This is a genomic window from Flavobacterium ustbae (assembly GCF_003946915.1).
GTDB classification, from domain to species: domain Bacteria; phylum Bacteroidota; class Bacteroidia; order Flavobacteriales; family Flavobacteriaceae; genus Flavobacterium; species Flavobacterium ustbae.
This window is the reverse complement of sequence record NZ_RPOC01000001.1, coordinates 365,379-386,123: the sequence shown is the minus strand read 5'-3', so window position 1 is coordinate 386,123 and position 20,745 is coordinate 365,379. Positions and strand designations below refer to the sequence as shown.

Sequence of the window (20,745 nt, the reverse complement as noted above, 5' to 3'; positions counted from 1 at the left end):
AAATTCTTCTATATTTATCCATTAATTTAATAAAAGCCAATTATGAAAAATTTAAAAAAAATCTTGTTTTTTGCTATTGCTGTTTTTGCATTAGTATTATCGTCGTCATGTAGCAGTAATGATTCAGAAGAGAGTTTACCACAAAATGATTTTGTGAAATTCAAGTATGAAGGAAAAAATTATTCTTTTGAGCCCGCTATTCTTATTTCTAACTCAATGAATATTATGGTTAGTGAGGGAATTGATGATACTTATAAAAAACTTTCCTTATGGTTACCACTAAATGCAGAAGTTGGAAGTCACCCCGTAGTCTATGATTTGTCAAATCTTACTACAACGTATCGTATCACTTTTAGTTTCATGCCTGAATTTAATAATGTAGATGTAAAGTCAGGAACGATAAATATAACAGTAAATAATGATAAAAAAATTGAAGGAACATTTAATTTTTCAGATACTAAGAATGAAAAAAAATATGAAGTAACTGATGGAAGTTTCAGTATATCTAAATTTTAAAAGATAAAAATAATTTTAGAGAGACAGTTCAGAAAAATGGGCTGTCTTTTTTTATGATTAAAGCTTTCTCAATAAAATAAGATAGTTACAATTCTATTATAATTCTACTTTTTACTTATATATAAAGTTGCCCCTTCATCGTAATAATCGAAGACCCACCAACCAAAATATCTTCTTCACGATTCATAACTTCAATAATAGAGGCTTGTTTTAATTTTACGCCTTGAAGAATTTTATATTCTTTGTCCGATTTAGTAAATTTCTTCTGTGTTAAAAAACCAATTAGAGAACCCGCTGCTGTTCCTGTAGCCGGATCTTCATTTATTCCGATTATAGGGTTAAAGAATCTCGTCTCAACTATGTGGTCTTGACCTTCATCAGCTGGAGCGAAACAATAAAATCCTTCAGAATTATACTCTTTAGAGATTTCGATTAAAAGCTGATTGTCTGGAACAAAGCTGTTCAAGATTTGACTGTTTTTTATAGGAACCATCGTGTGCGCGACTTCTGTTTTAACTATGGTTGGCACAAAAGAATTGACATCTAAATCTTCAATCTTTAAACCCAGAGCGACAGCAATTCTATACGTTGGGATTTCTTGTTTAATTACTGCCGATTTTTGATGCATTTGAACCAATGGATATCGCGTATCGGCATCAAAACTTACCGTTATAGGAATTGCCGAATGGTTCATTATTACAAATAATTCACTTTCGTTTTGTTCATCAAATATAGGCATCTCTTTTAGTAGAGCGCCACAGACCGCACCTAATAGATTGTGGCCTGCGCCATCAATTTCGATTCCAGTTGGGGTAAACGAACGAACTACAAGTGCTTTTTCTCGCGAGGAATAATAGACAAAAGAGGTTTCAGAATAGCCAAACTCTTTAGAAATGTCTTGATAAGCTTCTAATTTTAAATTTCCATCTGTAAAAACAACCGAAAGCGGATTTCCTTTATAACTTTCGTTTGAGAATACGTCTAAAACATAATATTCTAATGCTTTTCGTTCTTTCATATTTTTCTGTTTTGCCGCTAAATCTATTTTAGATGGAATAAAATTACGGTTTATTCTGGTATTTAACGGACGGATTTATATTTCGAGGATTATTTTAATATTACTTTTCGATTAAAGATTTGTTTTCGAAATCACAAAAAAACTTCGAAGGAAAAGAAATAGTATTGCTCACGATTAAAAAATAATTGCCTCCAGCCAAAACTGGAGGCAATCAAAAATATTTTTAAATAAGCAGTTGAGATTTTGTTCTGATAAGATTATTGTTCAAAAATAACTTTCTTATCTGTTTTGTCTGTTTTTATAATGTCGTAAGGTCTTGATAATTTTAAAGTGCTATTGCCATTTTTTAGCTTTTCGACTGTTACAATTATGGTGTTTCGATTTTCGGAAATTTTGACAATATCTATCGAATGTCCTTCTGTATTTTGGGTTTTATCAATAACGGCAATAACTTGGTATCGGCTAAAATCTATATTAGTTTCTTTAAAATCTTTAGATAAATTTGTAGAAACGTTCATTTCTGCCATTAAATTATCCCAAGCTTTTTGATCTTTTATGATTAAATGTCTTGGTGCAATACTTTCGTCATTAGGAAAAGAATCTCCTTTTGCTACAAGCGAATATTGCACGTCAGAGTTTGGCAAATCGTCATTTTCGCAACTTGTTAAAGCTAGCAGAATGCTAAATATTAGGATAATCCGTTTCATGACTTTGGTTTTGGTTGTGAAAACTTTATTTAAAGCTTTCTATATAACAGATGCATTTTATCCAAATAGTTGCGTTAAAGGTGTTTAGTTTTATCAGCATCTTTTATTAGATAAAGATAACGTTAATTTTGATTAAAGATTGTAAAAGGTTACCGAAATCTCTCAAAAACTTTAATTTCTACTCATTTATATTATTATTTCCCCCAACTTTGCAAAACAATTTTAAATAAAAACTCAAATGGAATTCGGTAAAATCATAATTTCAGAAACGGCGGCAAATAGTGAAAATCCGCAAGACGTTGTAAATTCGAATATTTCGGTAATCAATTTAATGCGTGAAGAAAAAATAGACGACGACTTGATTCACGAAGACGCCTTAATGAGTTACTATTTAGATTTTTATGCTTCTAAATATGCAGAAGGGAATTTTTCGAAATTCGTTTACGATTCTGGTTGGAATAAAGAATTGAATGAATTAATTGAAGAAGGTTTGTCCTTAATTGGTGCAGAGCAACATTTAGAGCTGTTTAAAGAACAATGCCGTAAACTGCGTTTGCAGAGCAACATCAAATTAGGGAAATTTCTAAAAGAAAAATACGATGTTCCAAGCGCTTTCAGAGATTTGCTTAACAACAATGCTTATTTTGAATTAGACGAAAATTTAGCCGAATTGAATGCTTCGTTTCTAAAATCGCATCCAGATACTGAAGTGCTTTCGGTCGAAGAAATGTTTAAAACACTGGAAGAGTTTGTAGGCCACGAAATTAAGAGAGATTAGTTTTTATTTTTTTTGCTATGGTTTGTAAGAAAATTATATATTTGAATGCCCTAAATTTCTAACAAACCAAAGCCTATGAAAAAAACAATTCTTTTGAGCGGTGTTTTGATGTTTTTGTTTTCCTGCGGGAAAAATGAAAAAGTTCCAAACGAAGCAGAAGCTCAGTATCAAGAACTGCTTTCGCAAACCGAAGCCAATCTTGGTGTGAATAAAAATCACATAAAAAAACTCATTTTTAAAAATCTGGATGAAATTGAAGATTCTAAAGAAATGAATCTACAGCTGCTCTCCAAAGTAGCCTCAAATCTCAAAATCAAATATTCAGATATTAAAATAAAAGAGTCAAGTTCGATCAATTATAACAATCAAACTACCTTTTTTATTCTCACAACCGTGGCGCACGATAAAAAAGCCTTTAGAACAAACGACAATGATGAAGAGCTTGGAGATTATTTTCAGCGAAAGTATTTATTTGTAAATCGAGAAGACGGAAGCATTATTGCTGAAGAATTTGACGAGAATTTAGGTTATTATGATAATGAAGCGATTCAGTTTTCGAAGTCACATATTTTAAAAGACCTGATATTTCTAAACGAAAAAACACCGGCCATTGCTTTTTATACTGAAGCAAAAGCAAGTAGCCGGATTGTATTGTATTCAGAACAAAAATTTACAATGGTTACTTTGGGCGATAAAGAAATTGTAAAGCTTTTATACGAATATCCGATTCAATTGACCAATGGCGATTCTAACGGAAGCGGGACTTTTCAAATAGAAACCTTAGAAACCGGAATGAGTTTTTCTGACCATAAAACCAATGGTTGTTTTGATCTTATTATCACCAAAAAGTTTTCTTATGAAGAAGCCGTAGAAGATGATTTAGAAAATGGAATTGAACAAAAGAGTGATTTGAAAATTAAAAAAGAGATTGAAAAGATAAAGTTTAACGGAAAAGACTATGCTTTTCATAGAGACGATAGACATCGTTTTTTAGAATAAAACATTACAAATTTAAAAATATAGCAAGAGCACTTTCGAAGTGCTTTTGCCGTTTATAGGAGATTTCGGTTTTCCTGAAAAAGTTTGTCCTTTTGTTAACAAACATTTCCTTAAATTTGCTTCCGTTATAAAAATACAATAGTTATAAAAAACAAGCTATGTTACAAATCGCATTTATTAGAGAAAATCAAGAGAAAGTAATCAAAGCTTTAGCAAAACGAAATATCGATGCTAAAAGCGTTGTTGAAGAAGTGGTTCAATTAGACGAAAATCGTCGTGCTGCACAAGTGGAATTAGACAATACTTTATCAGAATCTAATAAATTGTCCAAAGATATTGGTGAATTGATGAAAGCTGGTGAGAAAGCTAAAGCAGCAATCTTGAAAGAAAAAACAGTTTCACTAAAAGAAAAAAGTAAAGAACTGAGCGAAAAAGCAGAAGCTTTGGCTGTTGAGTTGACCAATAAATTATACACGTTACCAAACCTTCCGGCAGATATTGTTCCTGAAGGAAAAACTCCAGATGATAATTTGAATGTTTTCCAAGAAGGAGATATTCCAGTTTTACACGAAGGCGCACAGCCACACTGGGAATTGGTAAAGAAATACGATATCATTGATTTTGAATTGGGTGTAAAAATCACTGGAGCAGGATTTCCTGTTTACAAAGGAAAAGGAGCTCGTTTACAGCGTGCTTTAATCAACTACTTTTTAGACAAAAATACCGCTGCAGGTTACAATGAAGTTCAGGTTCCTCATTTGGTAAACGAAGCTTCGGGTTACGGAACAGGACAATTGCCAGATAAAGAAGGACAGATGTACCACGCAGGTTTAGATGATTTATATTTGATTCCTACGGCTGAGGTTCCAGTAACGAATTTATTCCGCGATGTTATTTTGAACGAAAGCGAATTGCCGGTTTTGCATACTGCTTACACGCCATGTTTCCGTCGTGAAGCAGGTTCTTACGGAGCGCACGTACGCGGATTAAACCGTTTGCACCAGTTTGATAAAGTAGAAATTGTTCGTGTTGAGCATCCAGACAATTCTTATGCCGCATTGGACGGAATGGTAGAACACGTAAAAAATATTCTTCAAGAATTGAAATTGCCTTATAGAATTTTACGTCTTTGCGGAGGCGATATGGGATTCACATCTGCGTTGACTTACGATTTTGAAGTGTTTTCTACTGCACAAGACCGCTGGTTAGAAATTAGTTCTGTTTCTAACTTTGAAACTTTTCAAGCAAATCGCTTGAAATTACGTTTTAAAGACAAAGACGGAAAAAACCAATTGGCACACACGCTAAACGGAAGTTCATTAGCGCTTCCTCGGGTTCTAGCTGGAATTATTGAAAACTACCAAACTCCAGAAGGAATCGTAATTCCAGAGGTTTTACGTCCTTACTGCGGATTTGATATTATAAACTAATTTCTGGTTTTAAGATATTATAAACCTGACAGGTTTTTATCCCGATTCCGAAATCTCGGAACGGGACTGTCAGGTTTTCTTAATTTTTAGAAATTAAAAAACTTCGACTAATGAAAAACGGAATATTAAATTGGAACGTTGATCCCGTTATATTTTGGATCACAGATACTTTTCCCCTTAAATATTACGGAGCTCTTTTTGCCTGCGGACTTCTTCTCGGGTTTTATATCGTTAGAAATATTTATAAAAAAGAAAATCTTTCTTTAGACAATCTAGATTCTTTATTGATTTATGTTATTGTCGGAACGGTTTTAGGAGCTAGGTTAGGACATTGTTTCTTTTACGAACCCGACTATTTCTTCAAACATCCAATAGAAATTCTTTTACCAATTCAAAAGATAAAAGGAGCTTACCAGTTTGTCGGTTATCAAGGATTGGCAAGTCACGGAGGTTCTATTGGAGTGATTACGGCAATGATTTTATACTGCCGAAAATACAAAGTACAATTTTTAGGGCTTTTAGATAAAATGGCAGTTGCAGTACCTGTAACGGGCGCTTTTATCAGAATGGGGAATTTTATGAATTCTGAAATTTATGGAAAACCAACCAATGGAAATTGGGGCGTTGTTTTTCAGAGAGACGATGTGATTCCGAGACACCCGACACAATTATATGAAGCATTTGCTTACTTACTGATTTTTGGAATTCTGTTTTATATGTACAAATCAGAAAAAATCAGAAAGGCACAGGGATTAATCTTTGGAACTTTCTTAACTTTATTATTTACGGCTCGTTTTATAATTGAATTTTTCAAAGAAAATCAAGAAGCTTTTGAGAATGATATGCTGATTAATATGGGACAGATCTTAAGTATTCCGTTTATTTTAATTGGTATAGGATTGATTTTTTGGAAATCTAAAAAGCAATTGGCAATTTAAGCATAGTCTCAATCAAAGTTTTCATTGCTTTAATCGTAAACTAAAAACTGCAATATGAAAGACATATTGATTTGTATCGTTTTATTATGTTCTGGTTTTGCATTTGGACAAAACGAGCAATTGGCGCAATATTATTATGACAAAGGTGATTTCGAAAAAGCAAAAATGAGTTATGAAGAACTTTTAAAAAATGCACCTTCTAATACCCAATATTTTTTAAGAACAGTCGATTGTTACCAGCAGTTACAGCAGTTTGCAAATGCTGAAAAGGCAATTCAAGATCGTTATAATAGATACAAGCAAGGTGTTTTTTTGGTTGAAATGGGATATAATTTTCAATTGCAGAAAAATGATTCGAAAGCTAAAAATTACTACGAACAGGCTATTGAAAAAATAAAAACAAATCCGAACGATGTTTACGGAATTGCAAGTTCGTTCGAGAAAAAAGTATTGTTAGAATATGCTTTAAAAGCGTATCAGACGGCAATGCAGGTTCAGCCGAATTTTAATTTCAATTTCCAAATCGGAATGCTTTACGGTCAGTTAGGCAAAACCGATTTAATGATCGATTTATTATTGACAGAATCCTTCACAAATCCGCAGAACACCAATCTGATTCAGACACAACTGTCTCGATTTATGAATGGCGAAACCGACAACACGGCTTTTAAGGATGCCATGCGTAAAGCTCTAATCTTGAAAACGCAGAAAGATCAAGATGTTTTTTGGAATCATTATTTGAGCTGGTTTTATGTCCAGCAGAAAGAATTTGGGAAAGCATTTATTCAAGAAAAAGCCATTTACAAACGCGAACCAGAATCGTTGATGAGTATTGTCAATTTGAGTCAGTTTGCCATGAACGAAGGAGACAACGATACGGCAGAAGAAATTCTGAACTTTATTCTTCAAAACACTAAAGATTTAGATTTATTGATTCAGTCGAATGCATTTCTAATGCATATTAAGATCGAAAAAGCACAGGAAAAAGATTATCCGGCCATCAGTCAAGAATTGCAGCAATTATTGACCACTTACGAAATCAGTCCTTTTACCTTATCTTTGCAAATCATTCAAGCCCATTTTCTGGCTTTTAATTTGAAAAAGACAGAAGAAGGAAAAGCGGTAATCAAAAAGGCTTTAGAATTAAATCTAAACGAATATCAAAAAGCCGATGCTAAAATGGAATTGGCCGATATTCTGCTTTTGGAAGAAAAATTTAATCAGGCGTTAATTTATTATTCGCAGATTCAATTGGATTTAAAGAATGATGTCATGGCGCACGAAGCAAGTTTGAAAGCAGCAAAAACAAGTTATTATAAAGGCGATTTTGAATGGGCTAATAAGCAGTTTAAAGAATTAAAAGCCGCAAATACGCAGTTAATCGCCAACGACGCTCTAGAATATTTTTTATTGATCAATGATAATACGGCCGCAGATTCGACTCAAGTGGCGCTGAAAGCATTTGCAAAAGGCGATTTTTTAATTTATCAGAATAAAAAACAGGAAGCTATAACGCAGTTTCAGAATATTTTAAAGACTTATAAAGGTCAGGAAATAGAAGCGGTGACTTTACTGCGTTTAGGTAAAGTTTACGAAAGTCAGAAGGATTTTGCTTCGGCTTTAAGCCAATATCAGCAAATTATTGACAATCATAGCGACGGAATATATGTAGACGAAGCGCTGTTTTTCTCAGCAGAAATTTACAATGACGAATTAAAAGATGTAGAAAAAGCAAAACCATTATACGAAAAAGTAATTTTCAATCATCAGGACAGTATTTACTTTGTTGATGCGAGAAAGAAATATAGAGAATTAAGAGGGGACAAGAACTTATAGTTCAGATTTTAGATTGTAGATTTCAGATTTTTATAGCAATCTAAAATCTAGAATCTGGAAAAACCTTTGAAACTTAGTCCCTCAGAACCTTAGAACCTAAAAAAAATGATTATATACAACGTTACCACCAATATACACGAAAGCGTTCACGACCAATGGTTAAAATGGATGCAGGAAAAACACATACCAGAAATTCTAGCAACTCAAAAATTTTCATCGGCACGAATTGTAAAAGTTTTGGTTGAAGAAGAAATGGGCGGCATTACCTATTCTGTACAATATGTAACTGATAGCAAAGAAACTTTAGATAAGTTTTATATCGAAGATGAACCAGAATTTCACAGAGAAGCTTTGGGTTTATTTGCAGATAAAATGCTTTCCTTCAGAACGGAATTGGAGGTTGTTTCGGAGCATTGATTTTTTTAGTGTTCAGTGGTCAGTCCCGATCCCGAAGTGTCGGGACGGGATAGTGTTCAGTTAAAATTCGAACTTATGGAAATCAGATTTCAAACTAAAGAAGAAAGTAACAGACAACAGCAAGAAGATTTTTTAAAATTGTCTGGTGCTGAACGTGTGCGTAGTTTTCTTAGATTAAGTGAAAGAATAAGCAGATTTCCTGTGAAAAACAAGGTGGATAAAAATAAAGACAATTTTTTGATAATAATAAAACCAAGATAAAATGTCAAAAATGTGGGATCAAAATATTGATGAATTCATTTCGTTAGCCACTAAACACAATGTAAGGATGTTGATGGTTGGAGGAGGAGCTGTAAATTTTCACGGTTATCAAAGACACTCTGCAGACGTTGATTTTTGGATTGATACTACAGAAGAAAATTTCAAAAAATTAGTGCTTGTCTTTAATGAAATGGGATATGAGATAGATGATTTTCCAGAAAATGTTAAACAACAGCAACAAAACATATCTGTAAAGTTTTCACCAGCTGACCTAGATTTAGAATTGATTACCAAATTTTCTGTGAATAGGACTTTTGATGAGGCGTATAATGATAGTGAAATTGTAACGGTAAATGATAAAACATTTTTAAAATGGAACGTTTTATCTTTAGAAGATTTAATAACTAGCAAAGTTAAAGCGAATAGGAGTAAAGATTTATTGGATATTCAACAACTTCGAGAGATTAATAAAAAATAAAATTTTGTGCCCTCGTGTGGCAAAATAAATAGGCGTCTTCATGCCTTTGTAGCAAAATAATTTAGCATACGTAGAGCCTTTCCAATAAAAAAGAATACTTTTGCGCCCTTGTGGCAAATAAGATAATGAAATGGAAAAAGTAAAAGCCAAAAAACATTTAGGTCAGCACTTTCTTAAAGATGAAAGTATTGCAAAAGCTATTGCAGATACTTTGACTTTTAAAGGATATGATGAGGTCTTAGAAATAGGACCAGGTATGGGTGTGCTTACTAAATACTTACTTGAAAAGCCAATTACTACACACGTTATTGAGATCGACACCGAATCTGTAGCGTATCTTGATGCCAATTACCCAAAATTAAAAGATAAAATTATCTCTCAGGATTTCCTGAAGTATAATATAAATGAAGTTTACCAAAACAAACAGTTTGCTATAATAGGTAACTTTCCATATAATATTTCTTCTCAAATTGTTTTTAGAACACTGGAACTTAGAGACCAGATTCCAGAATTTTCTGGAATGTTTCAGAAAGAAGTTGCCGAGCGTATCTGCGAAAAGAAAGGCTCAAAAACATACGGAATATTATCAGTACTAGCTCAGGCTTTCTATACTACAGAGTATCTGTTTACGGTTGATGAAAACGTTTTTATTCCTCCGCCCAAGGTTAAATCGGGTGTGATGAGAATGACCCGAAAGGAAGATTATAGTCTTCCTTGCAGCGAAAAGTTGTTTTTTACAGTTGTAAAAACCGCTTTTCAGCAGAGACGAAAAACATTACGTAACAGTTTGAAAACATTAAATTTATCTGATAAACTGCGAGAAGACACTATCTTTGATAAACGTCCGGAACAGCTCAGTACAGAAGAATTTATTGAACTAACTCTAAAAATAGAAGCCGATGGAGTTCAAAGTTAGTAAAGAATTTATACATCAATTAGAAGAGCTGATTATTAGTAAAAACGACAAGGAACTTGAAGTTTTATTAAATGATCTGCATCATGCCGATATTGCCGAAATCTTAGATGAATTAGATTTCGACGAAGCAACCTACATTTTCAAGGTTTTAGATAGTGATAAAACAGCAGAAATTCTTCTGGAACTGGAAGAAGATCTGCGTGAAAACATCTTAAGCCGACTTTCACCAAAAGAAATTGCGGAAGAGCTTGATGAGCTTGAAACCAATGACGCTGCCGATATTATCGCAGAACTTTCGCAGGAAATCAAAGCCGAAGTAATCTCCGAAATGATTGACGTTGAGCACGCCAAAGATATTGTCGATCTTTTGCGTTACGACGAAAACACCGCCGGTGGTTTGATGGGAAAGGAGCTTGTAAAAGTAAATGAAAACTGGAACGTATTAACCTGTGTGAAAGAAATGAGAATTCAGGCAGAAAATGTATCCAGAGTTCATTCTATTTACGTAGTTGATGACGAAAACCGATTAAAAGGCAGATTATCACTAAAAGATTTATTGACTTCTTCGACCAAAACCCAAATTGGTGAGGTTTATATCAGAAAACTAAATTTCGTAAATGTAGATACCGAAGATGTTGAGGTTGCTCGTATCATGCAGAAATACGACTTAGAGGCCATTCCTGTTGTGGATGAATTAGGACGTTTGGTTGGAAGAATTACGATTGACGACATTGTAGACGTAATCAAAGAAGAAGCAGATAAAGATTACCAGTTAGCAGCCGGTATTACACAAGACGTTGAATCTAATGACAGTGTTTACGAACTAACAAAAGCACGCCTTCCGTGGCTTTTAATCGGAATGGTGATTGAGATTGTAGCTTCTTTTGTTTTGAAAGGAAATGAAAGCACATTTCAAAAATATTCAACTTTAATCATATTTGTGCCATTATTGTCTGCAACTGCAGGAAATATTGGAGTTCAAGCTTCGGCAATCGTTGTACAAGGTTTGGCAAACGGAACTTTAAAAGATTTTAGCCGTGGTTATTTTACGAAAGAAATTACCGTTTCTATGATATCGGGAAGTATTATCTCTTTGCTGCTATTGGGGTATCATTCTATAATGTATCAGCAGTACTTGGTAGGATTTGCGATTTCGATTTCTATGATTGTCGTTATTCTTTTTGCTGCGACTTTAGGAACTTTAGTACCGCTTTTCCTTAACAAAAATAAAATTGACCCCGCTATTGCTACAGGTCCCTTTATTACAACAACCAACGATGTTTTTGGAATTATGCTCTACTTTGGAGTAGCTAACTTGATTCTTGGATTTTAGATTTTTGCCACAAAATAATAGATTGCAGTGATTTAAGATCTCTAAAATCTGCGTAATTTACGGGCGGAAAAAAAAGCTGTTTATAGCCAGAAATAAATTAAAGCCAACCAAAATGAAAGTACACATTATTGGAGGAGGAAACCTTGGGGTTTCTATCGCCTTGGGAATTGCTAAATTCTCAAAAAAGAACCAAGTTACTGTTACAAGAAGAAATATCGCCAGTATTCAATATTTATCAGAATATGGCATTACTGTTTCTAACGATAATAAACACAATATCGAGGAAGCTGATGTTGTCATTTTAACCATAAAACCGTATCAGGTAGATACTGTTTTGGCTGAAATTTTGCCAGCTATTCAAAACAAAACAATTGCTTCTGCCGTAAGCGGTTTGTCTTTGGATATGCTACAATCTAAAACCAATTTTGAATATCCAGTGGTGCGCATTATGCCAAATATTGCGGCTCAGTTTGGAGAATCGGCTACTTGTATTTCTTTCCCAGAAAAATATGCAGCAAATGCTTCGCCAATTGTTGATTTATTCCAAGATTTAGGAACAGCTCCCGTGATCGACGAAAAATTAATGGATGCGGCGACAGTTTTGGGTGCTTGCGGAACGGCTTACGCTTTACGTTATATTCGTGCTTCTATGCAAGCCGGAATCGAAATTGGATTTGATTCTAATACTGCTTTAGCTATTGCCGCGCAAACGGTAAAAGGAGCAGCTAAAATGCTTTTAGAAGAACGTGTGCATCCAGAACAATTAATCGACCGTGTAACAACGCCTCAAGGCTGTACAATTGTCGGTTTGAACGAAATGGAGCATAATGGTTTCAGTTCGTCATTAATTAAAGGAATCAAAACTTCTTTGAAACAGATTAAAGGTTAGATTATTTAAAACTCAATATTTTAAAATTCCAAATTCCAATTTTATTGTTGGGATTTGGAATTTTTTTGTTTTGCGATGATTGAATTGATACATGAGACCCGAACGAAAGCAAATAGATGAAGCAAATCGAACTATAAATTAGACAAAGATTATCAAACATAGCCTAAGGTTTCAACCTTGGGAACGCATTGTGAATCACGTTATGTTTAACCTTGGGAGTGCATTCACGTTGCGTTTACGTTGTGTACCCAAGGTTGAAACCTCGGGCTATGTTTAACCAAAATGAGAATAAAATTATGGTTTGCTATTCGAGGAACGAGAGAATGAACAGTAGTGAACTGGCAAAGCAAACCACACTAGAAATTCGACAAAGATTATCAAGCATAGCCCAAGGTTTCAACCTTGGGTACGCATTGTGAATCACGTTACGCGTATGTTGTGTACCCAAGGTTGACACCTTGGGCTATGTTTAACAAAATGAAGATAAAATTATAGTTTACCATTCTAGGAACAAGAGCACGAGTAATAGAGAACCGGCGAAGCAAATCGAACTAGAAATTCGACAAAGATTATCAAACATAGCCTAAGGTTTCAACCTTGGGTACGCATTGTGACTCACGTTACGCTTACGTTGTGTACCCAAGGTTGAAACCTTGGGCTATGTTGATAAAAATGAGAATAAAATAATAGTTTTCATTCCGAGTTGCCCAATGTTTAAATTGGAATTTGGAATTTTGTCAATTGGAATTTAAAAAATTGAAATTTACTTTTTACTCAAAGTGAATTTCAAATAAATAATTCCAAGAAGTCCAGCTATGAAAGAAGCGATAAGAATTGCTATTTTAGAAAAGACAATAATCTCTGGGTTTTTGAATGCTAAGACGGTAATGAAAATCGACATGGTAAAACCAATTCCGCCGAGCATTCCAGCACCTAAAATATGTGCCCATTTTAAATTTTTGGGTAAAATGCATAAACCAGAAGTCACCCCAACCGATGAGAAAAGCAAAATTCCAAGCGGCTTTCCAACGACAAGTCCAAGAATGATTCCGTAAGTATTGACATGATTTAAACCTTCATGCCAGTTTTCGGTAAATGGCAAAGCGGTATTGGCAATTGCGAATAAAGGCAAAATGAAAAAAGCTACTGGCTGATGTAGAAAATGCTGTAATCGATACGAAGAGGTTTTCTCGCTTCCATCGCCAAACGGAATAACAAAAGCTAAAATTACACCCGTAATTGTGGCATGAACTCCTGAATTAAGCATGAAATACCACATTACAGCCCCGCCAACGAGATACGGAATAAGATTGTGAATTTTCATTCGGTTTAAAACAAAAAGAAAACACCAGATTCCCAATGCAATTCCGAGATTTAGAAAAGAGATTGATGTGGTATAAAAAATAGCAATAACGATAATAGCGCCTAAATCGTCGATCACGGCAAGGGCCGTTAGAAAAACTTTTAAGGATGCGGGAACTTTATTGCCCAAAAGTGATAAAATTCCAATTGCAAAAGCTATATCTGTCGCCATCGGAATTCCGGCTCCGTTTTGAGTTGTTGTTCCGTAATTTAAAGCTAAAAATATGGCGGCAGGAACCAGCATTCCTCCAAAAGCAGCCATTATCGGCAGCGATGCATTTTTAATATTAGACAATTCACCGTGGTAGATTTCTCTTTCCAACTCCAAACCTATCAAAAGAAAGAATATTGTCATTAACCCATCATTGATCCAATGCGTAATAGAATGATCTGCTATTTCTTTTTCCCAAAACGCAACATAGGGAATCTGAAAAGAAGAATTGGCAAGAATTAAAGACAAAAGCGTGACAAAGAGCAAGATAAAACCTCCTGATTTTTCGTTCTCAAAAAAGGATTTAAAAGTCTTAGTTAATTTCATTTTCAAAGATTTTGTGAAGTATTAATGCATAGGATGAAAAAATCCCAATATCTTCAAAGTTAGAAAAAATCTGACCAATAAAAAACTCTTTATGAAGTGGAAGGGAAATAAACGATATAAGTGATATAAGTTTATTCAAGTAAAATTTACGAAGAATAGCACATTCAGGAAAAACTTAAAAAATGAGCTTATATCACTTATATGGTTCAAAACCTTTTCACTTAAACATAATTTTGAAGAATTACCGTATTTTTGTTTTATAATAAATTCAATAAAAATGAGTATAAAAATTCTTCATATCGATAGTAATAATCCAATTCTTTGGAATCAGTTAGAAGAAGCCGGTTTTGAAAATCATGCCGATTTTAAATCTTCAAAAGAAGAAATCGAAGCAAAAATCCATGAATATAACGGAATTGTAATTCGCAGCCGTTTCAAAATTGATAAGGCTTTTTTAGATAAAGCAGCAAAGTTGCAGTTTATTGCAAGAGTTGGCGCAGGTTTAGAAAGTATTGATTGTGAGTATGCTTCTGCAAAAGGAATTCATCTCATTGCGGCGCCAGAAGGTAATCGCAACGCTGTTGCAGAACATTCGCTTGGTGTAATTTTGTCTTTATTTAATAATTTGAACCAAGCTGATGCCGAAGTAAAAGCAGGACAATGGAATCGCGAAAGTAATCGTGGCCACGAGTTGGATCTAAAGACTGTCGGAATTATCGGTTACGGAAATATGGGCAAAGCTTTTGCTAAAAAACTTAGAGGTTTTGACGCAGAAGTTTTGTGTTATGATATTTTGGATAACGTTGGTGATGAAAATGCGAAACAAGTTTCTTTGGCAGAACTTCAAGAAAAGGCTGATGTTTTGAGTCTTCATTTACCTTGGACACAAGAGACAGATAAAATGGTGAATACAGAATTTATAAACGCATTTAAAAAGCCATTTTGGATTATAAATACTTCTCGCGGTAAAAATATAGTTACAGCCGATTTGGTTGAAGCCATGAAGTTAAAAAAGGTATTAGGAGCAGGTTTGGATGTTTTGGAATATGAAAAACTTTCGTTTGAAACCCTTTTTCAGGACAAAAACACGCCAGAAGCTTTTCAGTATCTTCTTGAAGCAAAAAATGTATTACTCACGCCTCATATTGCAGGTTGGACTTTTGAAAGCCACGAGCGTCTGGCTCAAGTAATTGTAGATAAAATTAAAGCAATTTACGATAAAAAATAGCCTACAGCGCTTAGATTTTAATAACGAGTTTTTTCCTGTAAATTTTATTTAGCAAGATTAGTTTTATTTGTTAATTTTTAATAATATTGTTTCCGAATTTTAAAGAATGAATCTAAATAGAGCGTTTTTTGAAGTTCGGGGAAAACCGAAAATCCCGAGAGTAGGCCAAAACAAAGGATTAAAAATTATGATTGAATGGTATAAAATAGCCATGTTCCAGAACTATGCAAACTTTAACGGAAGAGCAAGAAGAAGTGAATATTGGTATTTTCGTCTTGTAACATCACTTCTCTTTTTTGTATTTGTTTTTTTAGGACTAATGTTATCTGCTGTTTTAGGCACAGAAGCTGGCTTACCAATTGCAATAGGATTATTTTTTCTGTTTGCGATCGCTTCTATAATTCCATCATTGGCTGTTACAGTTAGAAGAATGCATGATATAGGCAAAAGCGGATGGACTATTCTAGTTTCTTTAATTCCGTTTGCTGGGCCAATCTGGATGTTAGTTTTATTGGTAACAGAAGGAGAATATGGAGAAAACTATTATGGTTTAGATCCTAAAAATACTATTGAAGAAATTGATGAAATAGGAATTAATAATTAACTAAATATTATAAAAATGGAAACTACAAAACCAGAAAGCTGGAATACTCCATCTCAACCAAGACAAGAGAATAAAAAAGTATTAGCAGGAATTATGGGAATAATTTTTGGATATCTAGGTGTTCATAAATTTATCTTAGGATACACTCAAGAAGGAATTATCCAAATCGTAATTACAATCGTAACTTGCGGAGTAGGAAGCATCATTGGCTTCATTGAAGGAATTATCTACTTAACAAAGTCAGATGAAGATTTTTACCAAACTTACCAAGTTGGTAAAAAAGGCTGGTTTTAATCGAGCACTTGTACATATTAACATCCCGCTCAAATCTGAGTGAGATTTTTTTTAAAATAACTTTGTCTTTTTATTATAGCGAAAGAACTTTTATGGGTGCTCATAGTTTATTTTTTTTTGTGAAATTACATTTTTTAAATTAGTTGTAAAAAGCTAATTGGAAAACCAAATGATAAAATATTAAAAAGTTTAATTATGTTAGAAATGTTTAAAAAAGTAGTTTTTGAAAACTATGCAAATTTTGATGGAAGAGCCAGAAGAAAAGAATATTGGATGTTTGTCTTGTCTTTTTATCTAATAATATTCTGCATCGCATTTATTGGAGGAGCCAGTGAGGCAATTAGTTCAACATTGTCAGGTGTTATGACGGCTTTACTTGGTCTTTTATATTTAGGATTAATTATTCCAATGATAGCAGTTTCTGTTCGAAGAGTACACGATACAGGAAAAAATGGCTGGTTTGTATTGATACCTTACTATAATCTATATTTAATGGTTATAAAAGGAGACGTAGGTTCAAATGCATATGGGCCAGATCCTAAAAATGAATTAGAAGAAATTGACGAAATCGGAAAAGAATAAAACCTTCCGATTCTAGATAAAAATCCCATTTAATGGGATTTTTTTATGTCTAATAATAAACTCAGACTTTTTTTCTTCATTTTATCTTCATTTAAAGACCGTAATATTGGAGGTTATTTCAGACACTAAATAATGTTTGAAAATAGTTGATTTATGGATTTTAAATAATGAGTATGCTGAAGATTTACAAAAGTGTTTTTTTTGAAAACTATGCCAATTTTAAAGGAAGATCTAGAAGAAAAGAATTTTGGATGTTTTTCTTAGTAAATTGGGCTATAAGTTTTATTATAAATTTAATCTCTCCAACAACAGATTTGTATCTGAATATTTTTTTGATCATCATTTTTATTCCTTCAATTGCAGTTGCTATAAGAAGAATGCATGATATTAATAAAGAATGGTGGTGCATTTTAGTGCCATTTTTTAATGTTTATTTATGGACTGTTATGGGCGATGTGGGAGAAAATACATACGGTTCAGATCCAATTAGCGAATTGGAATATTTGATGGAACTCGGAAAAGATCTTAATTAGCTCTAAACGGCTTTTTAATAATGTTTATTTGTTTTTAAATTCTTGCTGATATCCAAATAAAGTTGTTTCTTGAATTATTGTTTTACATTAAAAAGAAATAATAGTAAATGGGATTGTTTAGCAGAAATAGTAATAAAATTGAAAAGCCGAAGGTTCTTCTTGAAGTGAGAAGTCCTAATTGTCCAATAACAGCCGTTGTAGAACAAGATAATAGAACTGCTTATTTCTATCTATTTGGCGATCATGAAGATTTTGGAATAAAAAGCTGTTGGATTAGAAATTTGACGGCCGCACCAGAGGAAATAGAAACAAAATTGATGGAGAAAGGCGTTCCTCCTATGTTGATAAAAGAGTTTTGTAAATTTCCTGAAGGACAGTCGCCGCTTAGAGAACAAAACCTAGAAGTTGTATGGCTAGAAGAGGGAGATGGAGCTGCGTTATTAGAAAATGGAGAAATTTTGGCTATAATTCCTAGTTGGGGCGGCAATGATGGATTTCTTGGATATGCGCGTGATTGTAAGGGCGAAGGACATTTCGCTTGGGAGCTTTCCACAGATAATGAAATGCACCAGCGTGTTAAAAGTGCATCTGCTTTTGTAAAAGCATGGGATGAAGAAGTAAATCCGTTTCAGTTTCTTCAGCCGGAAATTTTAAATTATTACGACGAAATTTTTGGTCAAAGTGATAAATATTACGCGATTGATAATTCAGAATGGCCTCCAAAAGGACTGTATGTGTACGAAGGTGCTGAGAAAATTGTTTTTGCGATTGTTGCAGTATCATTACGTCCGCAGCCCAAAATTGAAATGTATTTTGAAAACTCAAGCGAAATAAACCGAATTGAACTTGGAATTATTTTAAGGACTGGATTGACAAATGACCAAATCAATAATGTGGCAAGTCTTGTAAGTGGCATTACGGCGATACCGTGGGATAATATTACATTCTTGGCTCAAGGACATACTGTCGAGTTTCATACTACGGCTAGTGAAAAATTTAAGTACGGAATTTTGACTAACAAATTAAAAGTGCTGCCTAAAATGAACGTGCCTGCTTTTGGAAATTCAAAAACTTCTTTTTTATGGGTTGTGCCTATTTCAGATAGAGAATGGGAACTGCTGAGAGAATCGGGTTCGCAAGAGCTACTAGACAAATTAGATGAGATAGGAGAAGAAATTTTCAGTTTTGAACGAGAAGAAGTGGTTTAAATATTTCGCATAAAAAAAACTCATAAGTTTAAACTTATGAGTTTTTAGTTTTTATAAATAATCTTAATCTTCTTTCTCAGATAATTTCTTTTCCAGTTCAATCTGAAACTCTTCGATAACCGGTTTCATGGTGCTTTCTGGAATATCTGCAATTCGAATATACATTAAACCATCAATAGCATTGTTGAATAGAGGATCGACGTTAAATGCGACTACTCTTGCATTTTGTTTGATGTATTTCTTAATTAAAACGGGAAGGCGTAAGTTTCCTGGTTCTAATTCGTCAATAATTTTATCGAATTTATTTAAGTCAGATTCTGCTTCATCAAAGATAAAATCTTTATCAGCGTCTTTCAGTTTTACTTTATAAGCTTTTTTCGGGTGAATATATTGCGCAATATACGGATCGTAATAGTTTGACTTCATAAACTCAATCATAAGCGACTTAGAGAAGTCTGAAAACTGATTACTGATACTTACACCGCCAACTAAATATTTGTGTTCAGGATGGCGTAAAGTAGTATGAATAATACCTTTCCATAATAAGAACAAAGGCATTGGTTTTTGCTGATATTCTTTTACAATGAAGGCACGCCCCATTTCGATAGATTTGTGCATCATATCGTGAAGTTCCGGTTCAAATCTGAATAAATCTGTTAGATAGAAACCTTCGATTCCATATTTTGGATAGATTTCAGAACCTAATCCCATACGATATGCACCAGCAATTTTTTTGGTTTCATCATCCCATAAAAACATATGGTGATAATATTGGTCGTATTCGTCTAAATCGATAGATTCATTGGTTCCTTCACCAACTTCACGAAAAGTGATTTCGCGCAGACGGCCAATCTCGTGTAAAATATTCGGAATTTGTTTCGCGCTTGCAAAGAAGACTTCATAGTTTTTGCTTTGCAAAAATCTGCTATCATTATTTCTTAAAGTCTGAACTTCATCAATCAATTTTGATTCGTTGGCTGCAGTAGCGATTTTTTTAGGCGCTTTCGTAATTTTCAAACTCGCAGTGTCAATTAGTTTGGTGTCTTTTTCAAACGGATTGGCAAGCATATAGGTTTTCTTTCTTAAGAACTCTGAATATTCTTCAAAAGATTCGATTTCGTTTTGCTCGTTTACAGAAATTGGTTTTCCAATACGAACTTTTATTACTCGGTCTTTCTGCGTTAAAAGCTCAGACGGAAGTTTTGCAGTTCGTAAAGTATCATCAATTTTAGAAAGCCAGTAGAATAATTTACTGTTTTTGGCATGAAAATAAATTGGAACAACTGGTACTTTTGCTTTTCTAATTAGCTTAATTGCACCTTCTTCCCAAGGTTTGTCTACTACCAATTTTCCGTCTTTGTAAGTCGAAACTTCACCAGCAGGAAAAATTCCCAATGGTTTTCCGTCGCTTAAATGGCGTAGCGTTTCTTTAATACCGATCACGCTCGATTTTGCATCCTTATGGTTTTCAAAAGGATTAACCGGCATAATGTATTTTTTCATCGGAACAATTCTGTGTAACAGGAAGTTTGCAATGATTTTGAAATTTGGTTCTCTTTCAAGCATTAATTTCAAAAGCAAAATTCCGTCAATTCCTCCAAGCGGATGATTAGAAATGGTAATATAGGCACCATCTTTGGGCAGACGCTTTAAATCTTCTTCTGGGATTTCAAACTTAATTTCCATTTCATCCAAAATTCCATTCAAAAAAGCAAGGTCTTCCAAATGTTTATTACGATCGTAAATTTTATTAAGGGTCGAGATCTTAAGAACCTTCATAAGAATCCAGCCAGAAAACGTACCGAAAACTCCGTACTTTTCAACATTTATTGCTTTTGCAACTTCTTTCGCGGTAACTAAACCCATGTAGTACTTTTAAT

At 33.8% G+C, this 20,745-nt stretch carries 22 protein-coding genes; 18 read left to right on the top strand and 4 right to left on the bottom strand.

From position 1 onward, the window contains the following. The first annotated feature begins 42 nt into the window (after positions 1-42). Positions 43-516, top strand: coding sequence for a DUF6252 family protein (locus EG814_RS01630; RefSeq protein ID WP_125718246.1), 474 nt, complete (start codon positions 43-45; stop codon positions 514-516). A gap of 115 nt (positions 517-631) precedes the next feature. Here EG814_RS01630 and EG814_RS01625 read toward each other — a convergent pair whose 3' ends face one another. Together EG814_RS01625 and EG814_RS01620 are read right to left on the bottom strand one after the other, a co-directional pair. Then, on the bottom strand, positions 632-1,534 hold the full coding sequence (locus EG814_RS01625; RefSeq protein WP_125718244.1) for a PhzF family phenazine biosynthesis protein: 903 nt from the start codon (positions 1,532-1,534) through the stop codon (positions 632-634). 257 nt (positions 1,535-1,791) lie between these two features. Continuing rightward, positions 1,792-2,241 (bottom strand): protease complex subunit PrcB family protein, encoded by a 450-nt coding sequence (locus tag EG814_RS01620; RefSeq protein ID WP_125718242.1) that lies wholly within the window; start codon positions 2,239-2,241, stop codon positions 1,792-1,794. A gap of 238 nt (positions 2,242-2,479) precedes the next feature. Between EG814_RS01620 and EG814_RS01615 the strand changes: the two genes are divergently transcribed. The 11 genes from EG814_RS01615 to proC all read left to right on the top strand — a co-directional run bounded on the left by EG814_RS01615 (position 2,480) and on the right by proC (position 12,516). Next, positions 2,480-3,019, top strand: a complete 540-nt coding sequence (locus tag EG814_RS01615; protein WP_125718240.1) for a DMP19 family protein — start codon at positions 2,480-2,482, stop codon at positions 3,017-3,019. 75 nt (positions 3,020-3,094) lie between these two features. After that, positions 3,095-4,018: a hypothetical protein gene (locus tag EG814_RS01610; protein ID WP_125718238.1), complete on the top strand. Its 924-nt coding sequence runs from the start codon at positions 3,095-3,097 to the stop codon at positions 4,016-4,018. Positions 4,019-4,176: 158 nt separating this feature from the next. Beyond that, the gene (serS, locus tag EG814_RS01605; RefSeq protein ID WP_125718236.1) at positions 4,177-5,448 is read left to right on the top strand and encodes a serine--tRNA ligase; all 1,272 of its coding nucleotides are present in this window, start codon (positions 4,177-4,179) and stop codon (positions 5,446-5,448) included. Between the two features lie 110 nt (positions 5,449-5,558). Then, positions 5,559-6,386, top strand: a complete 828-nt coding sequence (lgt, locus tag EG814_RS01600) for a prolipoprotein diacylglyceryl transferase (protein ID WP_125718234.1) — start codon at positions 5,559-5,561, stop codon at positions 6,384-6,386. Between the two features lie 54 nt (positions 6,387-6,440). Beyond that, entirely contained in the window at positions 6,441-8,222 is a 1,782-nt protein-coding gene (locus EG814_RS01595) for a tetratricopeptide repeat protein (RefSeq protein ID WP_125718232.1), read from the top strand. A 105-nt stretch (positions 8,223-8,327) separates the two neighbouring features. Beyond that, positions 8,328-8,639: a DUF4286 family protein gene (locus EG814_RS01590; RefSeq protein WP_125718230.1), complete on the top strand. Its 312-nt coding sequence runs from the start codon at positions 8,328-8,330 to the stop codon at positions 8,637-8,639. 75 nt (positions 8,640-8,714) lie between these two features. Continuing rightward, positions 8,715-8,900, top strand: coding sequence for a hypothetical protein (locus tag EG814_RS01585; protein ID WP_125718228.1), 186 nt, complete (start codon positions 8,715-8,717; stop codon positions 8,898-8,900). Between the two features lies 1 nt (position 8,901). Next, positions 8,902-9,378 (top strand): nucleotidyl transferase AbiEii/AbiGii toxin family protein, encoded by a 477-nt coding sequence (locus EG814_RS01580; protein ID WP_125718226.1) that lies wholly within the window; start codon positions 8,902-8,904, stop codon positions 9,376-9,378. A gap of 130 nt (positions 9,379-9,508) precedes the next feature. Beyond that, positions 9,509-10,294: a 16S rRNA (adenine(1518)-N(6)/adenine(1519)-N(6))-dimethyltransferase RsmA gene (rsmA, locus tag EG814_RS01575; RefSeq protein WP_125718224.1), complete on the top strand. Its 786-nt coding sequence runs from the start codon at positions 9,509-9,511 to the stop codon at positions 10,292-10,294. Further along, positions 10,278-11,627 carry a magnesium transporter gene (gene mgtE / locus EG814_RS01570; RefSeq protein ID WP_125718222.1) on the top strand — a complete coding sequence of 450 codons (1,350 nt, stop codon included), beginning with the start codon at positions 10,278-10,280 and terminating at the stop codon, positions 11,625-11,627. Before rsmA ends, mgtE begins: the two co-directional genes overlap by 17 nt. A 112-nt stretch (positions 11,628-11,739) precedes the next feature. Then, a complete protein-coding gene (gene proC, locus EG814_RS01565) occupies positions 11,740-12,516 on the top strand; it encodes a pyrroline-5-carboxylate reductase (RefSeq protein ID WP_125718220.1) in 777 nt (258 codons plus the stop codon). 763 nt (positions 12,517-13,279) lie between these two features. Here the strand turns inward: proC and nhaA are convergent. Continuing rightward, complete coding sequence (gene nhaA, locus EG814_RS01555) at positions 13,280-14,416, bottom strand: Na+/H+ antiporter NhaA (protein ID WP_125718218.1); 1,137 nt, start codon at positions 14,414-14,416, stop codon at positions 13,280-13,282. Between the two features lie 277 nt (positions 14,417-14,693). Between nhaA and EG814_RS01550 the strand changes: the two genes are divergently transcribed. From EG814_RS01550 to EG814_RS01525, 6 genes are all read left to right on the top strand, one after another. Further along, positions 14,694-15,644: a 2-hydroxyacid dehydrogenase gene (locus tag EG814_RS01550; protein ID WP_125718216.1), complete on the top strand. Its 951-nt coding sequence runs from the start codon at positions 14,694-14,696 to the stop codon at positions 15,642-15,644. Positions 15,645-15,831: 187 nt separating this feature from the next. Next, positions 15,832-16,248 (top strand): DUF805 domain-containing protein, encoded by a 417-nt coding sequence (locus tag EG814_RS01545; RefSeq protein ID WP_125719074.1) that lies wholly within the window; start codon positions 15,832-15,834, stop codon positions 16,246-16,248. Positions 16,249-16,263: 15 nt separating this feature from the next. After that, entirely contained in the window at positions 16,264-16,542 is a 279-nt protein-coding gene (locus EG814_RS01540; protein ID WP_125718214.1) for a TM2 domain-containing protein, read from the top strand. A 195-nt stretch (positions 16,543-16,737) separates the two neighbouring features. Continuing rightward, positions 16,738-17,124 (top strand): DUF805 domain-containing protein, encoded by a 387-nt coding sequence (locus tag EG814_RS01535; protein WP_125718212.1) that lies wholly within the window; start codon positions 16,738-16,740, stop codon positions 17,122-17,124. Between the two features lie 173 nt (positions 17,125-17,297). Beyond that, positions 17,298-17,657: a DUF805 domain-containing protein gene (locus EG814_RS01530; RefSeq protein ID WP_125718210.1), complete on the top strand. Its 360-nt coding sequence runs from the start codon at positions 17,298-17,300 to the stop codon at positions 17,655-17,657. Positions 17,658-17,764: 107 nt separating this feature from the next. Further along, entirely contained in the window at positions 17,765-18,865 is a 1,101-nt protein-coding gene (locus EG814_RS01525) for a suppressor of fused domain protein (protein WP_125718208.1), read from the top strand. Positions 18,866-18,928: 63 nt separating this feature from the next. On the opposite strand, the gene EG814_RS01520 is transcribed toward EG814_RS01525, so the two are convergent. Beyond that, positions 18,929-20,731 carry a GNAT family N-acyltransferase gene (locus EG814_RS01520; RefSeq protein ID WP_125718206.1) on the bottom strand — a complete coding sequence of 601 codons (1,803 nt, stop codon included), beginning with the start codon at positions 20,729-20,731 and terminating at the stop codon, positions 18,929-18,931. Between the last annotated feature and the right edge of the window lie 14 nt (positions 20,732-20,745).

Bases quoted from the DNA above. Each gene is read 5' to 3' on its own strand.
- EG814_RS01630 (WP_125718246.1), top strand. From the start codon at position 43: ATGAAAAATTTAAAAAAAATCTTGTTTTTTGCTATTGCTGTTTTTGCA.
- EG814_RS01625 (WP_125718244.1), bottom strand. From the start codon at position 1,534: ATGAAAGAACGAAAAGCATTAGAATATTATGTTTTAGACGTATTCTCA.
- EG814_RS01620 (WP_125718242.1), bottom strand. From the start codon at position 2,241: ATGAAACGGATTATCCTAATATTTAGCATTCTGCTAGCTTTAACAAGT.
- EG814_RS01615 (WP_125718240.1), top strand. From the start codon at position 2,480: ATGGAATTCGGTAAAATCATAATTTCAGAAACGGCGGCAAATAGTGAA.
- EG814_RS01610 (WP_125718238.1), top strand. From the start codon at position 3,095: ATGAAAAAAACAATTCTTTTGAGCGGTGTTTTGATGTTTTTGTTTTCC.
- serS (WP_125718236.1), top strand. From the start codon at position 4,177: ATGTTACAAATCGCATTTATTAGAGAAAATCAAGAGAAAGTAATCAAA.
- lgt (WP_125718234.1), top strand. From the start codon at position 5,559: ATGAAAAACGGAATATTAAATTGGAACGTTGATCCCGTTATATTTTGG.
- EG814_RS01595 (WP_125718232.1), top strand. From the start codon at position 6,441: ATGAAAGACATATTGATTTGTATCGTTTTATTATGTTCTGGTTTTGCA.
- EG814_RS01590 (WP_125718230.1), top strand. From the start codon at position 8,328: ATGATTATATACAACGTTACCACCAATATACACGAAAGCGTTCACGAC.
- EG814_RS01585 (WP_125718228.1), top strand. From the start codon at position 8,715: ATGGAAATCAGATTTCAAACTAAAGAAGAAAGTAACAGACAACAGCAA.
- EG814_RS01580 (WP_125718226.1), top strand. From the start codon at position 8,902: ATGTCAAAAATGTGGGATCAAAATATTGATGAATTCATTTCGTTAGCC.
- rsmA (WP_125718224.1), top strand. From the start codon at position 9,509: ATGGAAAAAGTAAAAGCCAAAAAACATTTAGGTCAGCACTTTCTTAAA.
- mgtE (WP_125718222.1), top strand. From the start codon at position 10,278: ATGGAGTTCAAAGTTAGTAAAGAATTTATACATCAATTAGAAGAGCTG.
- proC (WP_125718220.1), top strand. From the start codon at position 11,740: ATGAAAGTACACATTATTGGAGGAGGAAACCTTGGGGTTTCTATCGCC.
- nhaA (WP_125718218.1), bottom strand. From the start codon at position 14,416: ATGAAATTAACTAAGACTTTTAAATCCTTTTTTGAGAACGAAAAATCA.
- EG814_RS01550 (WP_125718216.1), top strand. From the start codon at position 14,694: ATGAGTATAAAAATTCTTCATATCGATAGTAATAATCCAATTCTTTGG.
- EG814_RS01545 (WP_125719074.1), top strand. From the start codon at position 15,832: ATGATTGAATGGTATAAAATAGCCATGTTCCAGAACTATGCAAACTTT.
- EG814_RS01540 (WP_125718214.1), top strand. From the start codon at position 16,264: ATGGAAACTACAAAACCAGAAAGCTGGAATACTCCATCTCAACCAAGA.
- EG814_RS01535 (WP_125718212.1), top strand. From the start codon at position 16,738: ATGTTAGAAATGTTTAAAAAAGTAGTTTTTGAAAACTATGCAAATTTT.
- EG814_RS01530 (WP_125718210.1), top strand. From the start codon at position 17,298: ATGCTGAAGATTTACAAAAGTGTTTTTTTTGAAAACTATGCCAATTTT.
- EG814_RS01525 (WP_125718208.1), top strand. From the start codon at position 17,765: ATGGGATTGTTTAGCAGAAATAGTAATAAAATTGAAAAGCCGAAGGTT.
- EG814_RS01520 (WP_125718206.1), bottom strand. From the start codon at position 20,731: ATGGGTTTAGTTACCGCGAAAGAAGTTGCAAAAGCAATAAATGTTGAA.